The sequence below is a fragment of the Microbacterium soli genome (assembly GCF_039539005.1).
GTDB classification, from domain to species: domain Bacteria; phylum Actinomycetota; class Actinomycetes; order Actinomycetales; family Microbacteriaceae; genus Microbacterium; species Microbacterium soli.
Genome location: NZ_BAABCP010000001.1, coordinates 819409 through 836597 on the forward strand (window position 1 = coordinate 819409; position 17189 = coordinate 836597).

At 69.1% G+C, this 17189-nt stretch carries 22 protein-coding genes; 8 read left to right on the plus strand and 14 right to left on the minus strand.

What is annotated here, in order from left to right; all coding sequences use genetic code 11:
* Positions 1-107 precede the first annotated feature (107 nt).
* Entirely contained in the window at positions 108-1889 is a 1782-nt protein-coding gene (aspS, locus tag ABD770_RS03775) for an aspartate--tRNA ligase (RefSeq protein WP_344818170.1), read from the plus strand.
* A 17-nt stretch (positions 1890-1906) separates the two neighbouring features.
* Here the strand turns inward: aspS and ABD770_RS03780 are convergent, their stop codons facing one another.
* On the minus strand, positions 1907-2722 hold the full coding sequence (locus tag ABD770_RS03780; protein WP_344818171.1) for a sulfite exporter TauE/SafE family protein: 816 nt from the start codon (positions 2720-2722) through the stop codon (positions 1907-1909).
* Between the two features lie 177 nt (positions 2723-2899).
* Between ABD770_RS03780 and ABD770_RS03785 the strand changes: the two genes are divergently transcribed.
* Positions 2900-3079, plus strand: a complete 180-nt coding sequence (locus ABD770_RS03785; protein ID WP_344818172.1) for a YegP family protein — start codon at positions 2900-2902, stop codon at positions 3077-3079.
* Positions 3080-3137: 58 nt separating this feature from the next.
* Here the strand turns inward: ABD770_RS03785 and ABD770_RS03790 are convergent, their stop codons facing one another.
* A complete protein-coding gene (locus tag ABD770_RS03790; protein ID WP_344818173.1) occupies positions 3138-3842 on the minus strand; it encodes a hypothetical protein in 705 nt (234 codons plus the stop codon).
* A gap of 351 nt (positions 3843-4193) precedes the next feature.
* On the opposite strand from ABD770_RS03790, the gene ABD770_RS03795 reads away from it, so the two are divergent.
* The gene (locus ABD770_RS03795; protein ID WP_344818174.1) at positions 4194-6146 is read left to right on the plus strand and encodes an RNA polymerase sigma factor; all 1953 of its coding nucleotides are present in this window, start codon (positions 4194-4196) and stop codon (positions 6144-6146) included.
* Positions 6147-6156: 10 nt separating this feature from the next.
* Here ABD770_RS03795 and ABD770_RS03800 read toward each other — a convergent pair whose 3' ends face one another.
* From ABD770_RS03800 to ABD770_RS03840, 9 genes are all read right to left on the minus strand, one after another.
* The gene (locus ABD770_RS03800) at positions 6157-6912 is read right to left on the minus strand and encodes an amino acid ABC transporter ATP-binding protein (RefSeq protein WP_344818175.1); all 756 of its coding nucleotides are present in this window, start codon (positions 6910-6912) and stop codon (positions 6157-6159) included.
* Entirely contained in the window at positions 6909-7700 is a 792-nt protein-coding gene (locus ABD770_RS03805; RefSeq protein ID WP_344818176.1) for an amino acid ABC transporter permease, read from the minus strand. Before ABD770_RS03805 ends, ABD770_RS03800 begins: the two co-directional genes overlap by 4 nt.
* 22 nt (positions 7701-7722) lie before the next feature.
* A complete protein-coding gene (locus ABD770_RS03810; RefSeq protein WP_344818177.1) occupies positions 7723-8541 on the minus strand; it encodes a transporter substrate-binding domain-containing protein in 819 nt (272 codons plus the stop codon).
* 218 nt (positions 8542-8759) lie between these two features.
* Positions 8760-9059, minus strand: coding sequence for a Dabb family protein (locus tag ABD770_RS03815; RefSeq protein ID WP_344818178.1), 300 nt, complete (start codon positions 9057-9059; stop codon positions 8760-8762).
* Positions 9056-9319 (minus strand): glutaredoxin family protein, encoded by a 264-nt coding sequence (locus tag ABD770_RS03820; RefSeq protein WP_344818179.1) that lies wholly within the window; start codon positions 9317-9319, stop codon positions 9056-9058. The genes ABD770_RS03815 and ABD770_RS03820 overlap by 4 nt, the downstream gene beginning before the upstream one ends.
* Positions 9316-9609 (minus strand): rhodanese-like domain-containing protein, encoded by a 294-nt coding sequence (locus tag ABD770_RS03825; protein WP_344818180.1) that lies wholly within the window; start codon positions 9607-9609, stop codon positions 9316-9318. Before ABD770_RS03825 ends, ABD770_RS03820 begins: the two co-directional genes overlap by 4 nt.
* A 74-nt stretch (positions 9610-9683) precedes the next feature.
* Complete coding sequence (locus tag ABD770_RS03830; RefSeq protein WP_003792170.1) at positions 9684-9782, minus strand: 30S ribosomal protein bS22; 99 nt, start codon at positions 9780-9782, stop codon at positions 9684-9686.
* A 119-nt stretch (positions 9783-9901) separates the two neighbouring features.
* Complete coding sequence (locus ABD770_RS03835; RefSeq protein WP_344818181.1) at positions 9902-10093, minus strand: helix-turn-helix domain-containing protein; 192 nt, start codon at positions 10091-10093, stop codon at positions 9902-9904.
* Positions 10094-10183: 90 nt separating this feature from the next.
* The gene (locus ABD770_RS03840; protein ID WP_344818182.1) at positions 10184-10600 is read right to left on the minus strand and encodes an ArsR/SmtB family transcription factor; all 417 of its coding nucleotides are present in this window, start codon (positions 10598-10600) and stop codon (positions 10184-10186) included.
* Positions 10601-10721: 121 nt separating this feature from the next.
* Here ABD770_RS03840 and ABD770_RS03845 point away from each other — a divergent pair, with 121 nt between their 5' ends.
* Positions 10722-12152 carry a TrkH family potassium uptake protein gene (locus tag ABD770_RS03845; protein WP_344818183.1) on the plus strand — a complete coding sequence of 477 codons (1431 nt, stop codon included), beginning with the start codon at positions 10722-10724 and terminating at the stop codon, positions 12150-12152.
* Position 12153: 1 nt separating this feature from the next.
* Entirely contained in the window at positions 12154-12816 is a 663-nt protein-coding gene (locus tag ABD770_RS03850; RefSeq protein WP_425562757.1) for a potassium channel family protein, read from the plus strand.
* Positions 12817-12866: 50 nt separating this feature from the next.
* On the opposite strand, the gene proC is transcribed toward ABD770_RS03850, so the two are convergent.
* Positions 12867-13703 carry a pyrroline-5-carboxylate reductase gene (gene proC / locus ABD770_RS03855; protein WP_344818186.1) on the minus strand — a complete coding sequence of 279 codons (837 nt, stop codon included), beginning with the start codon at positions 13701-13703 and terminating at the stop codon, positions 12867-12869.
* Positions 13704-13809: 106 nt separating this feature from the next.
* Here proC and ABD770_RS03860 point away from each other — a divergent pair, with 106 nt between their 5' ends.
* Positions 13810-14781 (plus strand): cation diffusion facilitator family transporter, encoded by a 972-nt coding sequence (locus ABD770_RS03860; protein WP_344818188.1) that lies wholly within the window; start codon positions 13810-13812, stop codon positions 14779-14781.
* Positions 14782-14789: 8 nt separating this feature from the next.
* Positions 14790-15704, plus strand: a complete 915-nt coding sequence (locus ABD770_RS03865; RefSeq protein WP_344818190.1) for an alpha/beta hydrolase — start codon at positions 14790-14792, stop codon at positions 15702-15704.
* Positions 15705-15725: 21 nt separating this feature from the next.
* Here ABD770_RS03865 and ABD770_RS03870 read toward each other — a convergent pair whose 3' ends face one another.
* Positions 15726-16181: a nucleoside deaminase gene (locus tag ABD770_RS03870; RefSeq protein WP_344818192.1), complete on the minus strand. Its 456-nt coding sequence runs from the start codon at positions 16179-16181 to the stop codon at positions 15726-15728.
* Between the two features lie 114 nt (positions 16182-16295).
* Here ABD770_RS03870 and upp point away from each other — a divergent pair, with 114 nt between their 5' ends.
* Positions 16296-16928 (plus strand): uracil phosphoribosyltransferase, encoded by a 633-nt coding sequence (gene upp / locus ABD770_RS03875; protein WP_344818193.1) that lies wholly within the window; start codon positions 16296-16298, stop codon positions 16926-16928.
* A 34-nt stretch (positions 16929-16962) separates the two neighbouring features.
* On the opposite strand, the gene ABD770_RS03880 is transcribed toward upp, so the two are convergent.
* Positions 16963-17184 carry a hypothetical protein gene (locus ABD770_RS03880; protein ID WP_344818194.1) on the minus strand — a complete coding sequence of 74 codons (222 nt, stop codon included), beginning with the start codon at positions 17182-17184 and terminating at the stop codon, positions 16963-16965.
* Positions 17185-17189 lie beyond the last annotated feature (5 nt).

The following is a 17189-nucleotide window of genomic DNA, read 5'->3' on the forward strand; positions in this document are numbered from 1 at the left end:
CACGCCGCATCCGGCCCGTCGAAGCGACCATCTGCGTCACGGGAGGCCTCCCGTGACGGCCACGTAGACTGGGGCGGTTCGCATTCACCTATCCGAAGGACTCCTCCGTGCTCCGCACCCACACGGCAGGCTCGTTGAACGCCGCCCACATCGGTCAGACCGTCACCCTCTCGGGCTGGGTCGATCGTCGCCGCGATCACGGAGGCGTCGCGTTCATCGATCTCCGGGATGCCTCGGGCATCGCGCAGGTCGTCATCCGTGACGAGGAGGTGGCGCACCCGCTGCGCAGCGAGTTCGTCCTGCAGGTGACCGGCGAGGTGTCGCGGCGCCCCGACGGCAACGAGAACCCCAACCTGCCCACCGGCGAGATCGAGCTGATCGCGACCGACGTGGTGGTGCTGAACGAGTCGGCGCCACTGCCCTTCCCGGTCTCCAGCGGCCTGACCGAGACCGACCCGATCGGCGAGGAGGTGCGCCTCAAGCACCGCTACCTCGACCTGCGCCGCCCGGCTCCGGCCTCGGCTCTTCGCCTGCGCTCCGAGGTCTACAAGGCGATCCGCGACGAGCTGCACGCACGCGAGTTCATCGAGGTCGAGACCCCGACGCTCACCCGTTCGACCCCCGAGGGCGCCCGCGACTTCCTGGTGCCGGCGCGCCTGCACCCGGGGAACTGGTACGCGCTGCCGCAGTCGCCGCAGCTGTTCAAGCAGCTGCTCATGGTGGGCGGTGTCGAGAAGTACTTCCAGATCGCCCGCTGCTACCGCGATGAGGACTTCCGCGCCGACCGTCAGCCCGAGTTCACCCAGCTCGACATCGAGATGAGTTTTGTGGACCAGGAGGACGTCATCGAGATGATGGAGTCGCTCATCGTCGCGATGTGGAAGACCATCGATGTCGACGTCCAGACCCCACTGCCGCGGATGACCTACGCCGAGGCGATGGCCAGGTACGGCTCCGACAAGCCCGACCTGCGCTTCGGCCTGGAGCTCGTCGAGGCCACCGAGTACTTCGCCGACACGCCGTTCCGGGTGTTCCAGTCGGAGTACGTCGGCGCGGTGCTCATGCCCGGCGGCGCCTCGCAGCCGCGCAAGACACTGGATGCCTGGCAGGAGTGGGCCAAGCAGCGCGGCGCCCGCGGCCTCGCGTACGTGCTGTTCAACGAGGACGGAACGCTCGGCGGCCCGGTCGCCAAGAACCTGTCCGAGGCCGAACGGGCCAGTCTCGCCGAACTCGTGGGAGCGAAGCCCGGCGACTGCGCGTTCTTCGCCGCGGGCTCCGCGAAGGACTCGCGCGCCCTGCTGGGCGCCGCCCGCGTGGAGATCGGCCGCCGCCTGGACCTGCTCGACCCGGACGAGTTCGCGTTCACCTGGGTCGTCGACGCCCCGATGTTCGAGCCCGCGGGCGACGCGATCGCCTCCGGCGACGTGGCCGTCGGGTCCGGCGCCTGGACGGCCGTGCACCACGCCTTCACGGGGCCGAAGCCCGAGTTCGAGGACACGTTCGACACCGACCCGGCATCCGCTCTCGCCTACGCATACGACATCGTCTGCAACGGCTCCGAACTGGGCGGCGGGTCCATCCGCATCCACCGCGAGGACATCCAGAAGCGCGTCTTCCAGGTCATGGGCATCACTGAGGAGCAGGCAGACGAGAAGTTCGGGTTCCTGCTCGACGCGTTCAAGTTCGGCGCTCCCCCGCACGGCGGGATCGCGCTGGGCATGGACCGCGTCATGCAGCACCTCACGAAGACCGACTCGATCCGCGAGGTGATCGCGTTCCCGAAGTCCGGCAACGGCTTCGACCCGCTCACCGAGGCCCCCGGCACGATCTCCCCGGAGCAGCGCGCCGAGGCCGGTGTGGACGTCGTCCCGGAGGATGCCGAGGCGTAATCCGCCGACGCACAGGCTCAGAGGACGGGCGCGATGTTCTCGTCCCAGACGTCCAGGCCCAGCTTGCCGATCAGCAGCACCACGACGATCAGGAAAACGACCCGGATGAACCGGGAGCCGCGGGCGATCGCCATCCGCGAGCCCAGGTAGCTGCCGGCCACGTTGGCGGCGGCGAGGATGATCCCCAGCACCCACAGCACGGCGCCGTGCGGGATGAACAGCAGCAGGGCGCCGGCGTTGGTGGCGAGGTTGACGATCTTGGCCTTGGCGCTGGACTGCAGGAAGTCGTAGCCCAGCAGCGCCACCAGGGCGATGACGAGGAACGTCCCGGTGCCCGGGCCGATGAGCCCGTCGTAGAAGCCGATCACCGCTCCCGTCACGCCCGCCGCGGCATGGTGCCTGCCGCCCGCGAAGCGCAGCGCGGTGCGGGCTCCGAGCTGCGGCCTGGCCACGGTGAACACGGCGACCGCCAGCAGGGCGACGACGATGATCGGCTTGAACGCCGAGGCCGGGAGCACGATCGCCACGGCCGCGCCCCCGAAGGAGCCGCCGAGCGCGATGAGCGCCATCGGCACCGCCGTGCGCAGGTCGGGTTTCGCACGGGCGTAGTACGTGATCGCGCTGGTGGTGGTTCCCGAGAGCCCGGCGAGCTTGTTGGTCGCCAGTGCCTGCACGGGCGTGATGCCCGGTATCAGCAGCAGCGCGGGCAGCTGCAGCAGGCCGCCGCCGCCCACCACGGCATCCACCCACCCCGCACCGAACGCGGCGATGGTGACGAGCACCAGCGTGCCCCAGGTGAGCTGTTCGAGGCCGAGGAGTGCACCGATTTCCATCACGTTCAAGGATGACAGACCCGGCGTGCCCCGATGTGCACGCGCGTGCTCGATCCCGCCATCGGCAACGCCGACGCCGCACGCACCGTCGCCGCTCGCCTCTTCCCGAACCGGTCGGCCCCGGCTAGCGTGATCTCAGAGCGAGGATGCTCCGCGCCCACAGGGAGAGGATGTCTCATGGCAGGCAAGTACGAGCTGTACCAGGACAAGGCCGGCGACTGGCGATTCCGGTTGAAGGCCGGCAACGGCGAGGTCATCGCCACCGGGCAGGGCTACGCCTCGAAATCCGGGGCGATGAACGGCATCGACTCGGTGCGGCGCAATGCGGACTCGGAGATCGTCGAAGTCGAGAGCTGACCGGATGCGTGCACCGGCCCCGTCGTGCCCGGGCGCGAGGGGGCCGACTCGATGCGGATCATCCCGCAGTGCGCTCCGCTCCCCCACCGCCCATGGGCGCACGCAGGTCGGCGAAGCCGTCGTGCCAGGCGTGACGGGCGAGATCGAGCTTGGATCTGGCGGGTCGGCCGAGTGCCTCGTACTTCTGTTTGATCCGGGTGAGGTACTTCCGCGCGGTGTCCTCCCGCACGCCGATGGCCTCCGCGACGGATGCGATGGGCCGACCGCCGACGTACAGTTCCAGCACGCTCGCCTCCTGAGGCGACAGGCGCGGCGCGTCGTCTCCGAAAGCCAGCGCCGTCTCCGCTGCGGGAGTCATCACCCGGTCGCCGCTGAGCACGCGTTCCACGGCCTCGATGAGGGTCCCCACATCATCGCTCTTGGCGACGACGCCGTCGACACCGGCCTCCATGACGCGCCTGGCACCCCAGCGAGGGGTCAGCGACGAAAGTGCGAGCACGCGGACCCCGGCTTCGCGCAGGGCCGCGAGCGCGGCGAGGTCGTGGTCCGGCTGCTGCAGCGGGAGCATCTCGACGACGAGCAGATGCGGCCATCGCCGGCGGTCCTTCGAGCGCATCCAGGTCAGCAGACCACCCAGCCTGTCGCCACCGTGGACGACCTCCAGCCCGCCGTGCTCGACCAGCACCTGCACTGCTGCGCGACGCTGAAGCACGTGCGGCTCGATCACCGCCGCACGACGACCACGGACACTTCTGCCGGTCACCCCGCTCCTCCCACCGGTGGACAGCTCGACGGCGGGATCGCCCGGATGCCGATGCCTGTGGTCAACCCCGTCGTAGTGTCAGTGCTCATCCGGGCCGAAAAGTGACGCGGAGCATCGGAATGACCCCTGGAGGAGGTCAATCAGCCGCGCCGGCATCACGCGCACCGCTCGGCTCCAGCGCGGTCAGTAGGGTTCTTCCGAGGATGCTCGGCAGCCGCCATGCAGACAGCAGCGCGGAGTCGGCTTCCGACCGTCCGGTCCCCCGTCCGGCGCTTCCACCCCGATCTCAGACCGGATTGCGCCCTGACGAGCCGCGACGATCGGTCCGCTCTCCGCGCGGTTCCTCACGCGATGAACACCGACCCCGCAGACGAGAGCCCCACCGTGGACGCTGATCCCCCCGCCACCGCACCGCCGGCGACCGACGAGGACCACTCCGCGCTGTCGGACAATGAACTCGTCGATCTGCTTCGCGGAGGCGACCTGGGTGCGTACGAGGAGCTGTGGCGCCGCCACATCGTCACCGCCAGGCTGGTCGCCCGACGGATCGCGTCCTCGGATCAGGAGGACCTGGTCTCGGAGGCGTTCCTCGCGGTGTTCCAGCAGGTGGCCGTCGACGGCAAGGGCCCGCATTCGTCGTTCCGCGCCTACCTGTTCGCCGTCATGCGGAACGTGGCCGCCCGTTGGTACCGGGAGGGGCGCGTGCTGGTCCACGATGTGGAGCCCGAGCTCGCCGTGAACGAGCCGGGGTACGACCGCATCGAGCGCGAACACGACGACGCACAGCTGCTGGACGCGTTCCGCGCGCTGCCCGATCGCTGGCAGCGGGTGCTGTGGCTGTCGGATGTGGAGCACGTCGATCGGCCCGCCATCGCGAAGGAGATGGGCATCGCCGCGAACGCGGTCTCGGCGCTGCGCCGACGAGCGCGCGTCGGACTGCGTGAGCAGTGGCTGACCCGCCAGCTGCCGCCCGATCTGCGCGACGATCGAAGCCATGTCGCCCACCTGCTGCCACGGTGGATCACGGCCGGCGATCACGACGGCGACCCACGGTTCGCGGCGCACCTGGCCGACTGCGATCGATGCCGGCGCGCGGAGTCCGATCTGCGTCTGGCGTACGGCAGCCGACGCGGCGCGGCCGCCTCCGTCAGCGGTCTCGCGGCGCTCGGCGTGATCCTGCCCGGTGCGACGACGCTGTGGGCGGCGCCGACCAGCGCGAGCATCGCCGCCGGGGTCGGGCTCTCCCTGGCGGCCTCCACGGCGGCGATCATCGGTGCGGTCGTGCTCGGTGTGGGCACCGGGTTCCTCCCTCCACCGGTGCCGTCCGCCGACGCTCCGCCGATCGAGACGGCCGCTCCCGCACCGACACCCCCGGCTCCGGCCCCTCCTCTCGCGGAGGAAGCGCCCGAACCGATCGCGGTCGTGATCCCGGAGCCCGCGCCGCCGGAGGGCCTGCCGGAACCCGAACCGATCGACTTCTTCGTGCCCGACGGTCCGATCGCCGCCCCGCCGACGCGGCCCGCGCCGACACCGGCCCCGCCCGGCAGCGTCCCGCCGCCCGCGGACGGTGGGATGGACCCCGGCGACCAGACGCCCCCGGGGTCCGGACCCGAGGGGGATCCCCGCGGCGGCGCCCCGAACACCGCCCCCGCCGTCGCCGTGTCCTCTCCCGCCTCGACCTACCTCGCACCGACTCTGTCAGGGAGGGCTCCCGCAGAATCCGTCGTCGCCATCGCCGTCGCCGACGCGGTCTACACCGTCGAGCCGTCACCCTCAGGCGACTGGAGCTTCGATGTGCGCTCGCTGTCCCTGCCGGCCGGTGATTATGTCGCGCAGGTCTGGACGGTGGCCGAGGACGCCCCCTCCCCGGCATCCGAGGTGCCGTTCACGCTCGAGCCCGTGACCGTGACCGGCTTCGAGGGCGACGTGCTCATGGACCTCGGTGAGGCCAGCACGACCGGGTTGGTGTTCACCGCGACGGGACCGGCTTCCGGGACGCTGTGCGTGGCGTCGGACGTCGGGCAGGAGGTGAGCGTGCCGCTGGATGCGGATGGGAGTGCGACCCGCCGCATCCGGTTCCTCACGACGGGCTTCTACGCCCTCTCGCTGTCGGCCTGCGACGACGGCTACCACGGGCCCACGGTGGATGCCGGCAGGTGGGTGTCCGCGGGCATCTTCGACCCGTGGGACGACGTGCCCTTCTTCGAGCTCAGCGAAGTGGATGACACCGCGCCCGTCCCGGAGCAGGAGCCCGTCTCCGATCAGGAAGCGGCTCCGGAGCCGTCGCCGATTCCGGAGCCGTAGACCGTCCGTCTCAGAGCACTCGGGAGAGGAAGTCCTGAGTGCGCGGATGCTGAGGATTCGCCAGCACCTCGCGCGGGTCCCCCTGCTCGAGGATGTGCCCGCCGTCCATGAAGATCAGACGCGACCCGACCTCGCGGGCGAAACCCATCTCGTGCGTGACGACGAGCATCGTCATGCCCTCATCCGCGAGGCTGCGCATCACCTGCAGCACCTCGCCGACCAGTTCGGGGTCGAGCGCCGAGGTGGGCTCGTCGAAGAGCATCATGTCGGGGTTCATGCACAGCGCCCGGGCGATGGCCACGCGCTGCTGCTGTCCTCCGGAGAGGTGGCTCGGGTAGGCATCCGCCTTCTCCGCCAGGCCGACCCTGCCGAGCATCTCCCGCGCGACGTCCTCGGCCTCGGTCTTCGAGCGCTTCTTCACCCGCCGCTGCGCGATCGTGAGGTTGCCCAGCACGGTCATGTGCGGGAAGAGGTTGAAGCTCTGGAACACCATCCCGATGCGCTGGCGCACCCGGTCGATGTCGGTCTCCTCATCCGTGATGTCGATGCCCTCGATCAGAACGGTGCCCCCGGTGGGCTCCTCCAGCAGGTTCACCGAGCGCAGCAGCGTCGACTTGCCCGAGCCGGACGGTCCGATGATGCACACGACCTCGCCGGCGTTCACCGTCAGGTCTATGCCCTTGAGCACCTCGTTCTCGCCGAAGTGCTTGACCAGGCCTTGAATGTCGATCGCCGGAGCGTGGACGTCGATCAGATCCGTGCTCATCTCTCCCTCGCCATCCGTCGTTCCAGCCACGCGGTGAAGCGCGTGAGCGGAATGGTGACCACCAGGTACAGCAGTGCCGCGATGATCAACGGCGTCGCGTTCGCCTCCGACGTGTTCGCGTCGCGCGCGAACGTCGTCAGCTCCTTCGACCAGATGAAGCTGCCCGCGATGAACATCAGGGAGGTGTCCTTCAGCAGCAGCACGAACTCGTTGGTCATCGGCGGGATGATGATGCGGAAGCCCTGCGGGAGGATCACCCAGAACATGGTCTTCATCGGCGACATGCCCAGCGACCGGGATGCCTCGGTCTGTCCCTTCGGCACGGCCTGTATCCCGGCGCGGATCACCTCGGCCATGTACGCCGATGCCACCAGGATCAAGCCGATGAGCGCGGAGCCCACCGGACCGCCCGGGACCTTCCAGCCCAGGGCGATGGGCAGGATGTACGTCATCGCGAAGATCGTCAACAGCGCGGGAAGACCCCGGAACAGCTCGACCCAGCCGGTCGCGAACCAGCGGAACGGCCCGATGCTGGACAGCTTCATCAATGCGAAGAGGATGCCCAGCAGCAGCCCGCCGGCGAACGCGATCAGCGTGAAGAGGATCGTGTTGCGGAGCCCGATGAGAATGACATCGGGGAAGAGCTTCGCCGCGACCTCGAGGTTGAAGAACTGCTTCTGCAGTGCGGGCCAGTCCGCGGTGAAGACGAACAGGAGGATGACCGCGATGAAGACCGCGTACATCGACCACCGATAGATGAGACTCCGAGTTCTCTTGCGCAGCGCCATCGTGGGCTATTCCGTCCGACGCTTACTCGGCGCTGAAGTACGTGTCGTAGATCTTCTGATAGGTGCCGTCGTCACGAAGCTCGCCGAGCGCGGTGTTCACGGCATCCTGCAACTCGAGCTTCTCGCCCTTGGCGAAGGCGAAGCCGTACTGCTCGTCGGTGTTGTACTCCTCGACCACGACATATCCGGGATCGTTCTTCTGGTGCTCGATGTTCACCGGCTGGTCCTGCAGGATCGCGTCGATCTGCCCCGCCTGGATGGCCGGCCACAGCTCGCCGTCCGAGGGCAGCTGCAGCAGTTGGGCTCCCGTGGCGTTCTCTTCGGCGTAGTTCTCTCCGGTGGTGCCCTGCTGCACGCCGACGATCTTGCCGTCGAGGTCGCTGATGCCCTTGATGTCGGAGCCGACGGGAACAAGCAGAGACTGCAACGAGTCGTAGTACGGGTCGGAGAAGTCGATGTTGGCCTTGCGCTCCTCCGTGATCGTCATCGCCGAGGCACCGATGTCGCAGGTGCCCGACACGAGCGTGGTGCCGGACTGCAGAGCGTCGAAGCCCACGTCCTGCACGGCGATCTCGAGCCCGAGCTTGTCGGCGATGGCCGCGAGCAGGTCGATGTCGAAGCCGGTGTACCCGGTGCCGTTGTCACCGCCCTCGAACTCGAACGGCGGGTAGGGGATGTCCGAGCAGGCGGTCAGCGTGCCGTCTTGCACGAGTCCGTAGTCGGGCCCGTCGGACGCTCCCGTGGGCTCGGCATCCGATCCCGGGTCTCCGGCGCAGCCGGACAGCGCGAGAACGGCGGCCGCCGCGAGCGCGGTGCCGAGAAGAAGAGGACGACGATTCATGGTCACTCCTGTGTGACGAGGCTTGTGCCTGGAACGGTTTCCCTTCATCTTGACACGGCATCGGGTCTCACGACCAATGCGAACGAGGCGCACGTGGTCACGTTTGGGTTGCGAGAGTGCGCACTTGTGCACGGCAGTCCGCTCAGAATTCGGTGACTCTGCTCAGAATTCCTGTGCAGAACTGCTGATCGGGAATTCCTCTCAGAAGGGAATCCTGCTCAGATCTCGAAATCGACGGCCACGCGCGATGCGGCGACGGACCCGATGTACGCGCCGACCTCCTTGTGCGCGGGATGGACCTGGTAGGCGGCCAGGTCCTCCAGCGAGTCGACGTCGGCGACGAGGGCGACGTCCCAGTTCGCCTCGGGGTGCGCGACGTTCGCCCCGGCGGAGACCGCGCGCAGTTCCGGCACGACGCCCATGAGCGCGTTCAACCGCCGTGCGACCTTCTCGGCCTGCTCACCGCGCCGCGCGGCGTCCGGCTCTGCGAGCTTCCAGCTCACGACGTGACGGATCATCCGACCGCCTCCTTCAGGGCATCGCTCAGCCGCTCCGGCGAGATCCGCCAGTGGCCGTGCAGCTCGCCGTCGATGAGCACGACGGGGATCTTCTCCCACCAGCGTTCGTGCAGTGCCGGGTCGTCGGCGATGGACCGCTCGACGATCTCGACGCGCTCGGCGACGGCAGCCGGGAGCTCCGCGATGACCGCCTCGACGACCTCGCTCGCCACATCGCAGAGGTGGCAGTCCGGCTTGCCGATGAGGGTGAGGGTGGTCACTTCTCCACCGGGTGGCCCTGGGCGATCCATTCGCTCGTGCCGCCCTCGACGTTCGTGGCGTCGTAGCCCTGCGACTCCAGGGCCTTGACCGCGCGGGCCGACCGGCCGCCGGCGAGGCAGATCACGTCGAAGGCCCCCTCGGGGAGGTCCTCGAGGCGGTCCACGAGCTCGGAGAGCGGGATGTTGATCGCGCCCGGCACGTGTCCGGAGGCGTACTCGTCGCGTTCGCGCACGTCGACGAGCGGCACGCCCTCACGGGCCGCGAGTTGGGCGATGTCAATGGACTTCATGGCATTCCTTCGTCTTCGGGGCGACCGCAGACACGAAGCGCCCGTCCGAAGACAGGCGCTCGGTGTCGTGCCGCTTACTTCTTGTTACGGCGCTGATGGCGAGTCTTGCGAAGCAGCTTGCGGTGCTTCTTCTTCGCCATGCGCTTGCGGCGCTTCTTGATGACTGAACCCACGGAAACCTCACTAAGTCAGGGGCTGGGTGCCACGGAAACGGGCACCCGGGTACGGGCAGGGAAAATGCCTCTCGCGATTCTAGCAAAAGGTCGCACCCCGCCCGAACCGCGCCCTCCCATCATCCCACGTCGGCGATGGGCCGGCGCAGCGCCTCCGCCACGGCCGACTCGGGCACACGGTAGCTGCGACCGAAGCGCACCGCCGGCAGCTCACCGGCATGGACGAGCCGGTACACGGTCATCTTCGACACGCGCATGAGCTCGGCGACCTCGGCCACCGTCAGGAATCGGACGTCAGGAACTTCGGGCATCCCCTGTACCCCTTTCTGCTGAGCCACAGCATATGGGGTGGATGGGACAACTGTAAACAGCTGTGAGTGACGTGACTGCTGTGACAACCGTCAACTCCCGAATCTCCGCAACGCCGACGTCACCGCATGCTTGGCCGACGCGGCTGCCCGACCGACCACCTCGGCGGCGTGCGCGGCACCGTCGGGCAGCGGCAACATGGGGAGGTCGACATCCGGCGCCTGCTCACCGTAGGCATCCACGAGGAACGGCACGAGCCAGTCGTCCACGGCCTCGAGAGGGCCGGCGGCGATGCTGTAGAACCGGCGCTGCCCGTCCTCGCGAACGGTGACCAGCTCCGCCTCCCGCAGCACCCGCAGGTGCTTCGAGACGGTCGGCTGGCTGACTCCGAGCTCGCTGACGATCTCGGTGACGCTCGTCCCGCCATCGCCCTCCGTCGACCGACGCAGGAGCAGCTGGAGGATGTCGCGCCTCGTGCCGTCGGCGATCACGTCGAAGATGTCGGTCATGCCCTCAGGGTAGTCGGCACCGCCGACGAGTACCACGCGCACGCACGGAGTACCATGGCGAGGGCTCGGCGAAGGGCGCCGCGCACGGATGCACCAGACGCAACAGATGCAAGGGGGACGGATGTCTGGCACGTTGTCGGCATCTTCCTCTCGGAGCGGGCTTCATCTCGCGGCGAGACGGGTCAAGCACGTCATCACCTCGTCGCCGTCGCGATTCGCGATCGTCGTCTTCGCCGCGCTGATCCTGCTGTTCACCGGGCTTCTGTCGTTGCCGATCTCCTCCTCCGACGGCACCGTCACCGAGCTCAGCGATGCCCTGTTCACCGCCGTGTCCACGATCTGCGTCACCGGGCTGTCGACGGTGGACATGAGCACGCACTGGTCGTGGTTCGGCCAGATCGTCGTCTTCATCGGCGTGAACATCGGCGGGCTCGGCGTGCTCACCCTCGCCTCCCTCATGGGCCTTGCGATCTCCAAGCGGCTGGGGCTGAGCGCCAAGCTCCTGGCCGCCGGTGACACCAATCCCCTGCGCGCGCACGGCGGAGTGGTCAATGAGAGCCAGACGGTGCGTCTGGGCGAGGTGGGTCAGCTGCTGACGACGGTCGCGCTGTCGGCCCTGATCATCGAGGGCGCTCTGGCCGTGCTCCTCTACCCCGCCCTCGTGATGGCGGGAGTCGATGCGATCTCCGCGCTGTGGGAGGCCCCGTACTTCGCCGCGATGTCGTTCACCAACACCGGGTTCGCCCCCAATGCCGGCGGCACGGCCGTGTTCGGAGACGACTACCTCGTGCTCATCCTCCTCATGACCGGGGTGTTCCTGGGCAGCATCGGCTTCCCCGTCATCTACACGCTCGCCAAGCACGTCTGGCATGTGAAGCGCTGGTCGCTGCACTCCAAGCTGACCCTCGTGACGACCGTGCTGCTGTTCTTCGCCGGTGCCGGGGCGTTCCTGATGCTGGAGTACGACAACCCGCGCACCTTCGGATCGATGGACGCCGTCGACACCACGGTGCAGGCGTTCTTCCTGTCGGCGATGACCCGCTCGGGCGGATTCAACGTCATCGACATGTCGGACCTCAACGGCTCGTCGATGCTCGTCGCCTCCATGCTGATGTTCGTCGGAGGCGGCTCGGCCTCCACCGCCGGCGGCATCAAGGTCACCACGCTGGCCGTCCTCGCGATCGCCGTCTGGTCGGAGGCCAGGGGGCGCCAGTCCGTGGAGGCCTTCGGCCGTCGCATCCCCTCCGACGTGCAGCGCGTCGGACTGTCCGTCGTCGCATGGGGCGCCACCATCGTCGCCGTCTCGACCGTCGCCATCACCCAGATCACCAAGCTGCCGGTGGTCGATGTGCTCTTCGACGTCATCTCGGCCTTCGGAACCGTGGGCCTCTCCTCCGGCGTCGCCGAGGGCCTCCCCGACTCCGCGGCGTACGTGCTCGCCGCGACCATCTTCATGGGGCGCGTTGGTACAGTGACTCTCGCCGCGGCCGTCGCCGCGACATCCCGTTCGCAGCTCTACTCGCTGCCCGTGGAAAGGCCGATCGTTGGTTGAGATGGTTCGCGGCGACTCACCGGTGCTCGTGATCGGACTGGGACGCTTCGGCGCCGCCTGCGCGGGCGAGCTGGATCGGCTCGATCGGGAGGTGCTCGCGATCGACGAGAACCTCGAGCTCGTGCAGAAGTGGTCGGACCGGGTCACGCACACCGTACAGGCGGATGCGCGGAACATGGACGCGCTGCGACAGATCGGCGCACAGGACTTCCAGGTCGCCGTCGTCGCCGTGGGGTCGCTCATCGAGGCATCCGTGCTGATCACCGCCAACCTCGTCGACCTGAAGGTGCCGCAGATCTGGGCGAAGGCCGTCTCGCAGTCGCACGGCAAGATCCTCGCCCGCGTGGGAGCCAACCACGTCATCTACCCGGAGCGGGAGGCCGGCGAGCGCGTGGCGCACCTGGTCAGCGGACGGATGCTGGACTTCATCCGCTTCGACGACGACTTCGTGCTGGCGAAGATGTACCCGCCGAAGTTCATCCGCGGCATCGGTCTGAACCAGTCGGGTGTGCGCACCAAGTACAACGTCACCGTCGTCGGCGTGAAGAGCCCGGGCAAGCCCTTCCGCTACGCGGAGGCCGACACGGTCGTCACCAACCACGACCTCATCATCGTGTCGGGCACCAACGGCGACATCGAGCGGTTCGCCGGCCTCGACCGCTGAACGCGGCCGACTCCCGAGTTCGCCGGCTCACGGGCTCACCGCGCAGCCGGTCACGCGCCGGCGGCCAGTTCCTTGGCGCGGGCGAGCGCGGCGGCGGTCGCGGCGGCGAACATGTCGTCCAGGCGGGCGTCCTGCATGACGGCGATGGCGCGCTCGGTGGTGCCCTTGGGGCTGGTCACGCGCCGGCGCAGCTCGGCCGGGTCCTCCCCGGATGCCGCCAGCAGGGTGGTCGCGCCGATGAAGGTCTGCTCGACCATCAGCCGTGCGTCGGCCTCGGAGAACCCCATGCCGGATGCCGCCTTCGTGAGTTCCTCGATGAGCAGGAACACGTAGGCGGGCCCGGAGCCCGATATCGTCGAGACCGCGTCGATCTGCGACTCCGGAACCTCGATGACCGCACCGACGGTCTCGAACATCGCGCGCACGAGCGCCATGTCCTCGTCGGTCGCGGTCGCGCCGGCGGCGATGCCGGTGACCGCGCGTCCCACCGTCGCGGGGGTGTTCGGCATCGACCTGACGGTGTGCACGTCGGGTCCCAGCGCATCCGCGAAGGTCCGCAGCGTGACCCCCGCCGCGATGCTCACGACGATGGCGTCGTCGCGCAGCACGGGGGCGATCTCACGCAGCAGGTCCGGGACCATGGCCGGTTTGACGCCCACCACCACGATGCGGGCGGAGGCCGCGGCATCCGTGTTCCCGCCCGGCTCATCCTCCAGAGCGACGCTGGTCACGCCGGGGAGCGCGGCCAGGGCATCCGCCTTCGCCCTGGTGCGGTTCGTGACGCGGATGCCGTCGACGGGAACGCCCGAGGCGACGACACCCTGCAGGATCGCGCCTCCCATCGAGCCGGCACCGAGGAACGCGAGCGAGGGGAGCAAGTCGACCATGACGCCATCCTACGAGCCGCCCCGTGTGAACCCGCCGGCACCGCCCGACACCGCGCCGGCCCGAGTGTCCCGGAGCCGGGAGAGTCCCGAGCCGTAGACTCGAGCCATGAGCGCATCCGGTGGCAGCAAGGCGATCATCGCGGCATTCCTGGCGAACATGGGCATCGCCGTGGCCAAGTTCATCGCGTGGGCACTGTCCGGTTCGGCGTCGATGCTCGCCGAGGCCATCCACTCCGTCGCCGACTCCGGCAACCAGCTGCTGCTCATGCTCGGCGGGCGCCAGGCCAAGAAGGCGGCCGACCGCGAGCATCCCTTCGGCTACGGCCGCGAGCGCTACGTCTCGGCCTTCGTCGTCTCCATCGTGCTCTTCTCGGTGGGCGGTCTGTTCGCCGCGTACGAGGGCGTGCAGAAGCTGGTCGACCCGCACGAGATCGACCGCACCTGGTGGTGGCTGCCCGTCGCGGTGCTGCTGATCGCGATCGTGCTGGAGTCGTGGTCGCTGCGCACGGCCGTCAAGGAGAGCGATCAGGTGCGGGAGAAGGGGCAGTCCTGGATCTCGTTCGTGCGGCGGTCCAAGGCGCCCGAGCTGCCCGTCGTGCTCCTGGAGGACACCGGAGCGCTCACCGGTCTGGTGTTCGCCCTGCTGGGTGTGGGGCTGACGCTGGTCACCGGGAACCCGCTGTTCGATGCGCTGGGCACGCTGATGATCGGCCTGCTGCTGATCGCCATCGCGCTGATCCTCGGGGCGGAGACCAAGAGCCTGTTGGTCGGCGAGGGCGCGAACCGCGCGGATCACGACCGCATCGTCGACGCGATCAGCGGTGGCCCCGGGGTCGAGAAGCTCATCCACATCAAGACGCTGCATCTCGGCCCCGACGAGTTGATGGTGGCGGCCAAGATCGCGCTGTCGGCCGACAAGCCCGTCCGTGAGGCCGCCGCCGACATCGACGAGATCGAGAAGCGCATCCGCACCGCCGTCCCCACGGCGCGCGTGATCTACCTGGAGCCCGACGTCTACCGTCCGGCCCTGGATCCCGAACCGCCGACGGACGCCTTCGTTCTGAGGTCCTCCGACTGACGCGCGCCATGATCGACGATCTCCGCGCGGAGCTCGCGCGCACAGACCTGTCGCCGGAGACGGAGCAGAAGCTGCGCAACCTGCTGACCGTGCTCGAGAGCGACGCCCAGGCGCACCTCGAGTCGTTCGAGATGGTCGAGCCGGGTCCGCATGCCGTCGTCTCCTTCGGGGATGTCGACACCGCCGATCTCATCGTGTTCCTGCTGCACGGCATCGAGACCGATCTGGCGCAGTTCCCGGCGTGGGCGGATGCCGCGCAGCGGCTGTGCGCGGACATCATCCGCTCCTGTGTGGTGCGCGGCACGCCACGGAACGTGGCGACCATCGCCTGGTTCGCCTGGGACTCGGGCACGCACGTGTCGGCCCTGGCCACCAAGCACGCCACGGTCGGCGCGGCACGGCTGGCCGTGAGCATCGACCGGTTGGGACCGCGCAACCCGCACGCGCATGTCGCCCTGGTGACGTACTCGTACTCGTCCACCCTGCTCGGCGAGCTGTTCGCGATGAACCTCGGCGAGAACGTGCGCACGGCGTTCTCCATCGCCTCCGCCGGCGTCACGCACGCGGCCGGCGTCGCCCTGGCGGATGCCGTCTCGCGCGGCGACCTCGTGCTGCACGCCACCGAGGGCGCGAACGACAGCATCGCCCCCTTGGGACGGCTCGGTCAGCACCCGCTGGACCCGCGGGACGTCCCCGGTGCTCTCGTCTACGAATCCGACGGCGGTGAGGCGCCCGCCGTCACCGGGGGGACGACCGTCGGCGCCGCCGTCGAGGGGCACGCCTCGCAGACCTCCGTGGACGAGCACGGGCGGCACCTCGGCTATTTCGACGAGAACGCGCAGTCGTACCTCATCCTCGTCGCGCGGCTCGCGGACGCGGCCGTCTCCGTCGATCCCTCGGCATCCGTCGATCTCCCCGCCTGAGCGGTGGGACCGGGCCGCGTGTCAGCGGCGGGCGTCGAAGAAGGCGCGCAGCTGCGCGGTCGCCTCGTCGGCACGGATGCCGGTGATGACCTCGGCGCGATACGGCAGCCGCCTGTCTCGCAGCAGGTCGTACATGGATCCGGCGGCCCCGGCCTTGTCATCCCAGGCGCCGAAGACCACCCGACCGATGCGCGCCTGCAGGATCGCCCCCGCGCACATCACGCAGGGCTCGAGCGTGACGACGAGGGTGTGCCCCGCGAGGTTCCACCCGCCGTGCCCGTGCGCGGCGGCGCGCAGCGCGACGACCTCGGCGTGCGCGGTCGGATCGTGCGAGACCTCGCGGAGGTTGCGGCCCTCGCCGACCACCCGCCCGCCCGGATCCAGCACGACGGCTCCGACGGGCACGTCGCCGGCGGCGCCCGCCTCCGCGGCGAGGGCGAGTGCGCGCGCCATCGGCTCGTCGTACACAGCGGTCATGCGGTCGAGCCTAATCCGCGGTGCCGGCGAGGGCTGTCCGGAACGGCGCGACCCGGCTCGCACGTCGCGGAATCTCGTACGGCCGCGAAGAGGGCATCCGACTAACCTGTACTCATGCGCGTTCATGTGGCCGACCACCCGCTCATCACCCACAAGCTCACGGTGCTGCGGGACGAGCGGACCCCATCCCCGGTCTTCCGGCAGCTGACCGAGGAGCTGGTGACGCTGCTGGCCTACGAGGCGACGCGCAACGTCAAGGTCGCACCGATCGAGGTCACCACGCCCATCACGACGACCACGGGGGTGAAGATCGCCGAGCCGCGGCCGATCGTCGTGCCGATCCTGCGCGCGGGTCTCGGCATGCTGGAGGGGATGGTCAAGCTGCTGCCGACCGCCGAGGTGGGATTCCTCGGCATGGTGCGCGACGAGACGACGTTCCAGCCCACGACGTACGCCGAGCGACTGCCCTCGGACCTGAGCGACCGGCAGTGCTTCGCCATCGACCCGATGCTCGCCACCGGCGGTTCGCTGGGCGCGGCGATCCAGTTCCTCTTCGACCGCGGCGCGAAGGATGTCACCGCGATCTGCCTGCTCGGCACGCCGGAAGGCGTCGCCGCGATCGAGAAGCTCGTCGGCGACCGCGACGTCACACTGGTGCTGGGCGCCCTGGACGAGCGCCTCAACGAGAAGGGCTACATCGTGCCCGGCCTCGGCGACGCGGGCGACCGTCTGTACGGCACGGTCTGACCGCCGAGACAGCACGGTCCGTGCCCACGGCCCGTCACGGGATCCGCAGCGCGTAGGAGCGCTCGTCACCGTAGTGGGTGAAGCCCGCTCGGGCGAGGATCGGGGCGGATGTCGAGACGCGCCCCTTCACGAGCGCCGTGGTCGCCCCGGGCTCGGCGCCGATCCGCAGTCGTTCGGCGAGCACGGCGCGATAGGCGCCGCGGCCCCGCGAGCCCGGAAGAGTCGCCGCTCCCCACAGTCGCACGAACCCGTCCACGACCG

Coding starts and splice junctions, on each gene's coding strand:
- ABD770_RS03780 (WP_344818171.1), bottom strand. CDS start 2,722: ATGGAAATCGGTGCACTCCTCGGCCTCGAACAGCTCACCTGGGGCACG.
- ABD770_RS03785 (WP_344818172.1), top strand. CDS start 2,900: ATGGCAGGCAAGTACGAGCTGTACCAGGACAAGGCCGGCGACTGGCGA.
- ABD770_RS03795 (WP_344818174.1), top strand. CDS start 4,194: ATGAACACCGACCCCGCAGACGAGAGCCCCACCGTGGACGCTGATCCC.
- ABD770_RS03800 (WP_344818175.1), bottom strand. CDS start 6,912: ATGAGCACGGATCTGATCGACGTCCACGCTCCGGCGATCGACATTCAA.
- ABD770_RS03805 (WP_344818176.1), bottom strand. CDS start 7,700: ATGGCGCTGCGCAAGAGAACTCGGAGTCTCATCTATCGGTGGTCGATG.
- ABD770_RS03810 (WP_344818177.1), bottom strand. CDS start 8,541: ATGAATCGTCGTCCTCTTCTTCTCGGCACCGCGCTCGCGGCGGCCGCC.
- ABD770_RS03815 (WP_344818178.1), bottom strand. CDS start 9,059: ATGATCCGTCACGTCGTGAGCTGGAAGCTCGCAGAGCCGGACGCCGCG.
- ABD770_RS03825 (WP_344818180.1), bottom strand. CDS start 9,609: ATGAAGTCCATTGACATCGCCCAACTCGCGGCCCGTGAGGGCGTGCCG.
- ABD770_RS03835 (WP_344818181.1), bottom strand. CDS start 10,093: ATGCCCGAAGTTCCTGACGTCCGATTCCTGACGGTGGCCGAGGTCGCC.
- ABD770_RS03840 (WP_344818182.1), bottom strand. CDS start 10,600: ATGACCGACATCTTCGACGTGATCGCCGACGGCACGAGGCGCGACATC.
- ABD770_RS03845 (WP_344818183.1), top strand. CDS start 10,722: ATGTCTGGCACGTTGTCGGCATCTTCCTCTCGGAGCGGGCTTCATCTC.
- ABD770_RS03850 (WP_425562757.1), top strand. CDS start 12,154: ATGGTTCGCGGCGACTCACCGGTGCTCGTGATCGGACTGGGACGCTTC.
- proC (WP_344818186.1), bottom strand. CDS start 13,703: ATGGTCGACTTGCTCCCCTCGCTCGCGTTCCTCGGTGCCGGCTCGATG.
- ABD770_RS03860 (WP_344818188.1), top strand. CDS start 13,810: ATGAGCGCATCCGGTGGCAGCAAGGCGATCATCGCGGCATTCCTGGCG.
- ABD770_RS03865 (WP_344818190.1), top strand. CDS start 14,790: ATGATCGACGATCTCCGCGCGGAGCTCGCGCGCACAGACCTGTCGCCG.
- ABD770_RS03870 (WP_344818192.1), bottom strand. CDS start 16,181: ATGACCGCTGTGTACGACGAGCCGATGGCGCGCGCACTCGCCCTCGCC.
- upp (WP_344818193.1), top strand. CDS start 16,296: ATGCGCGTTCATGTGGCCGACCACCCGCTCATCACCCACAAGCTCACG.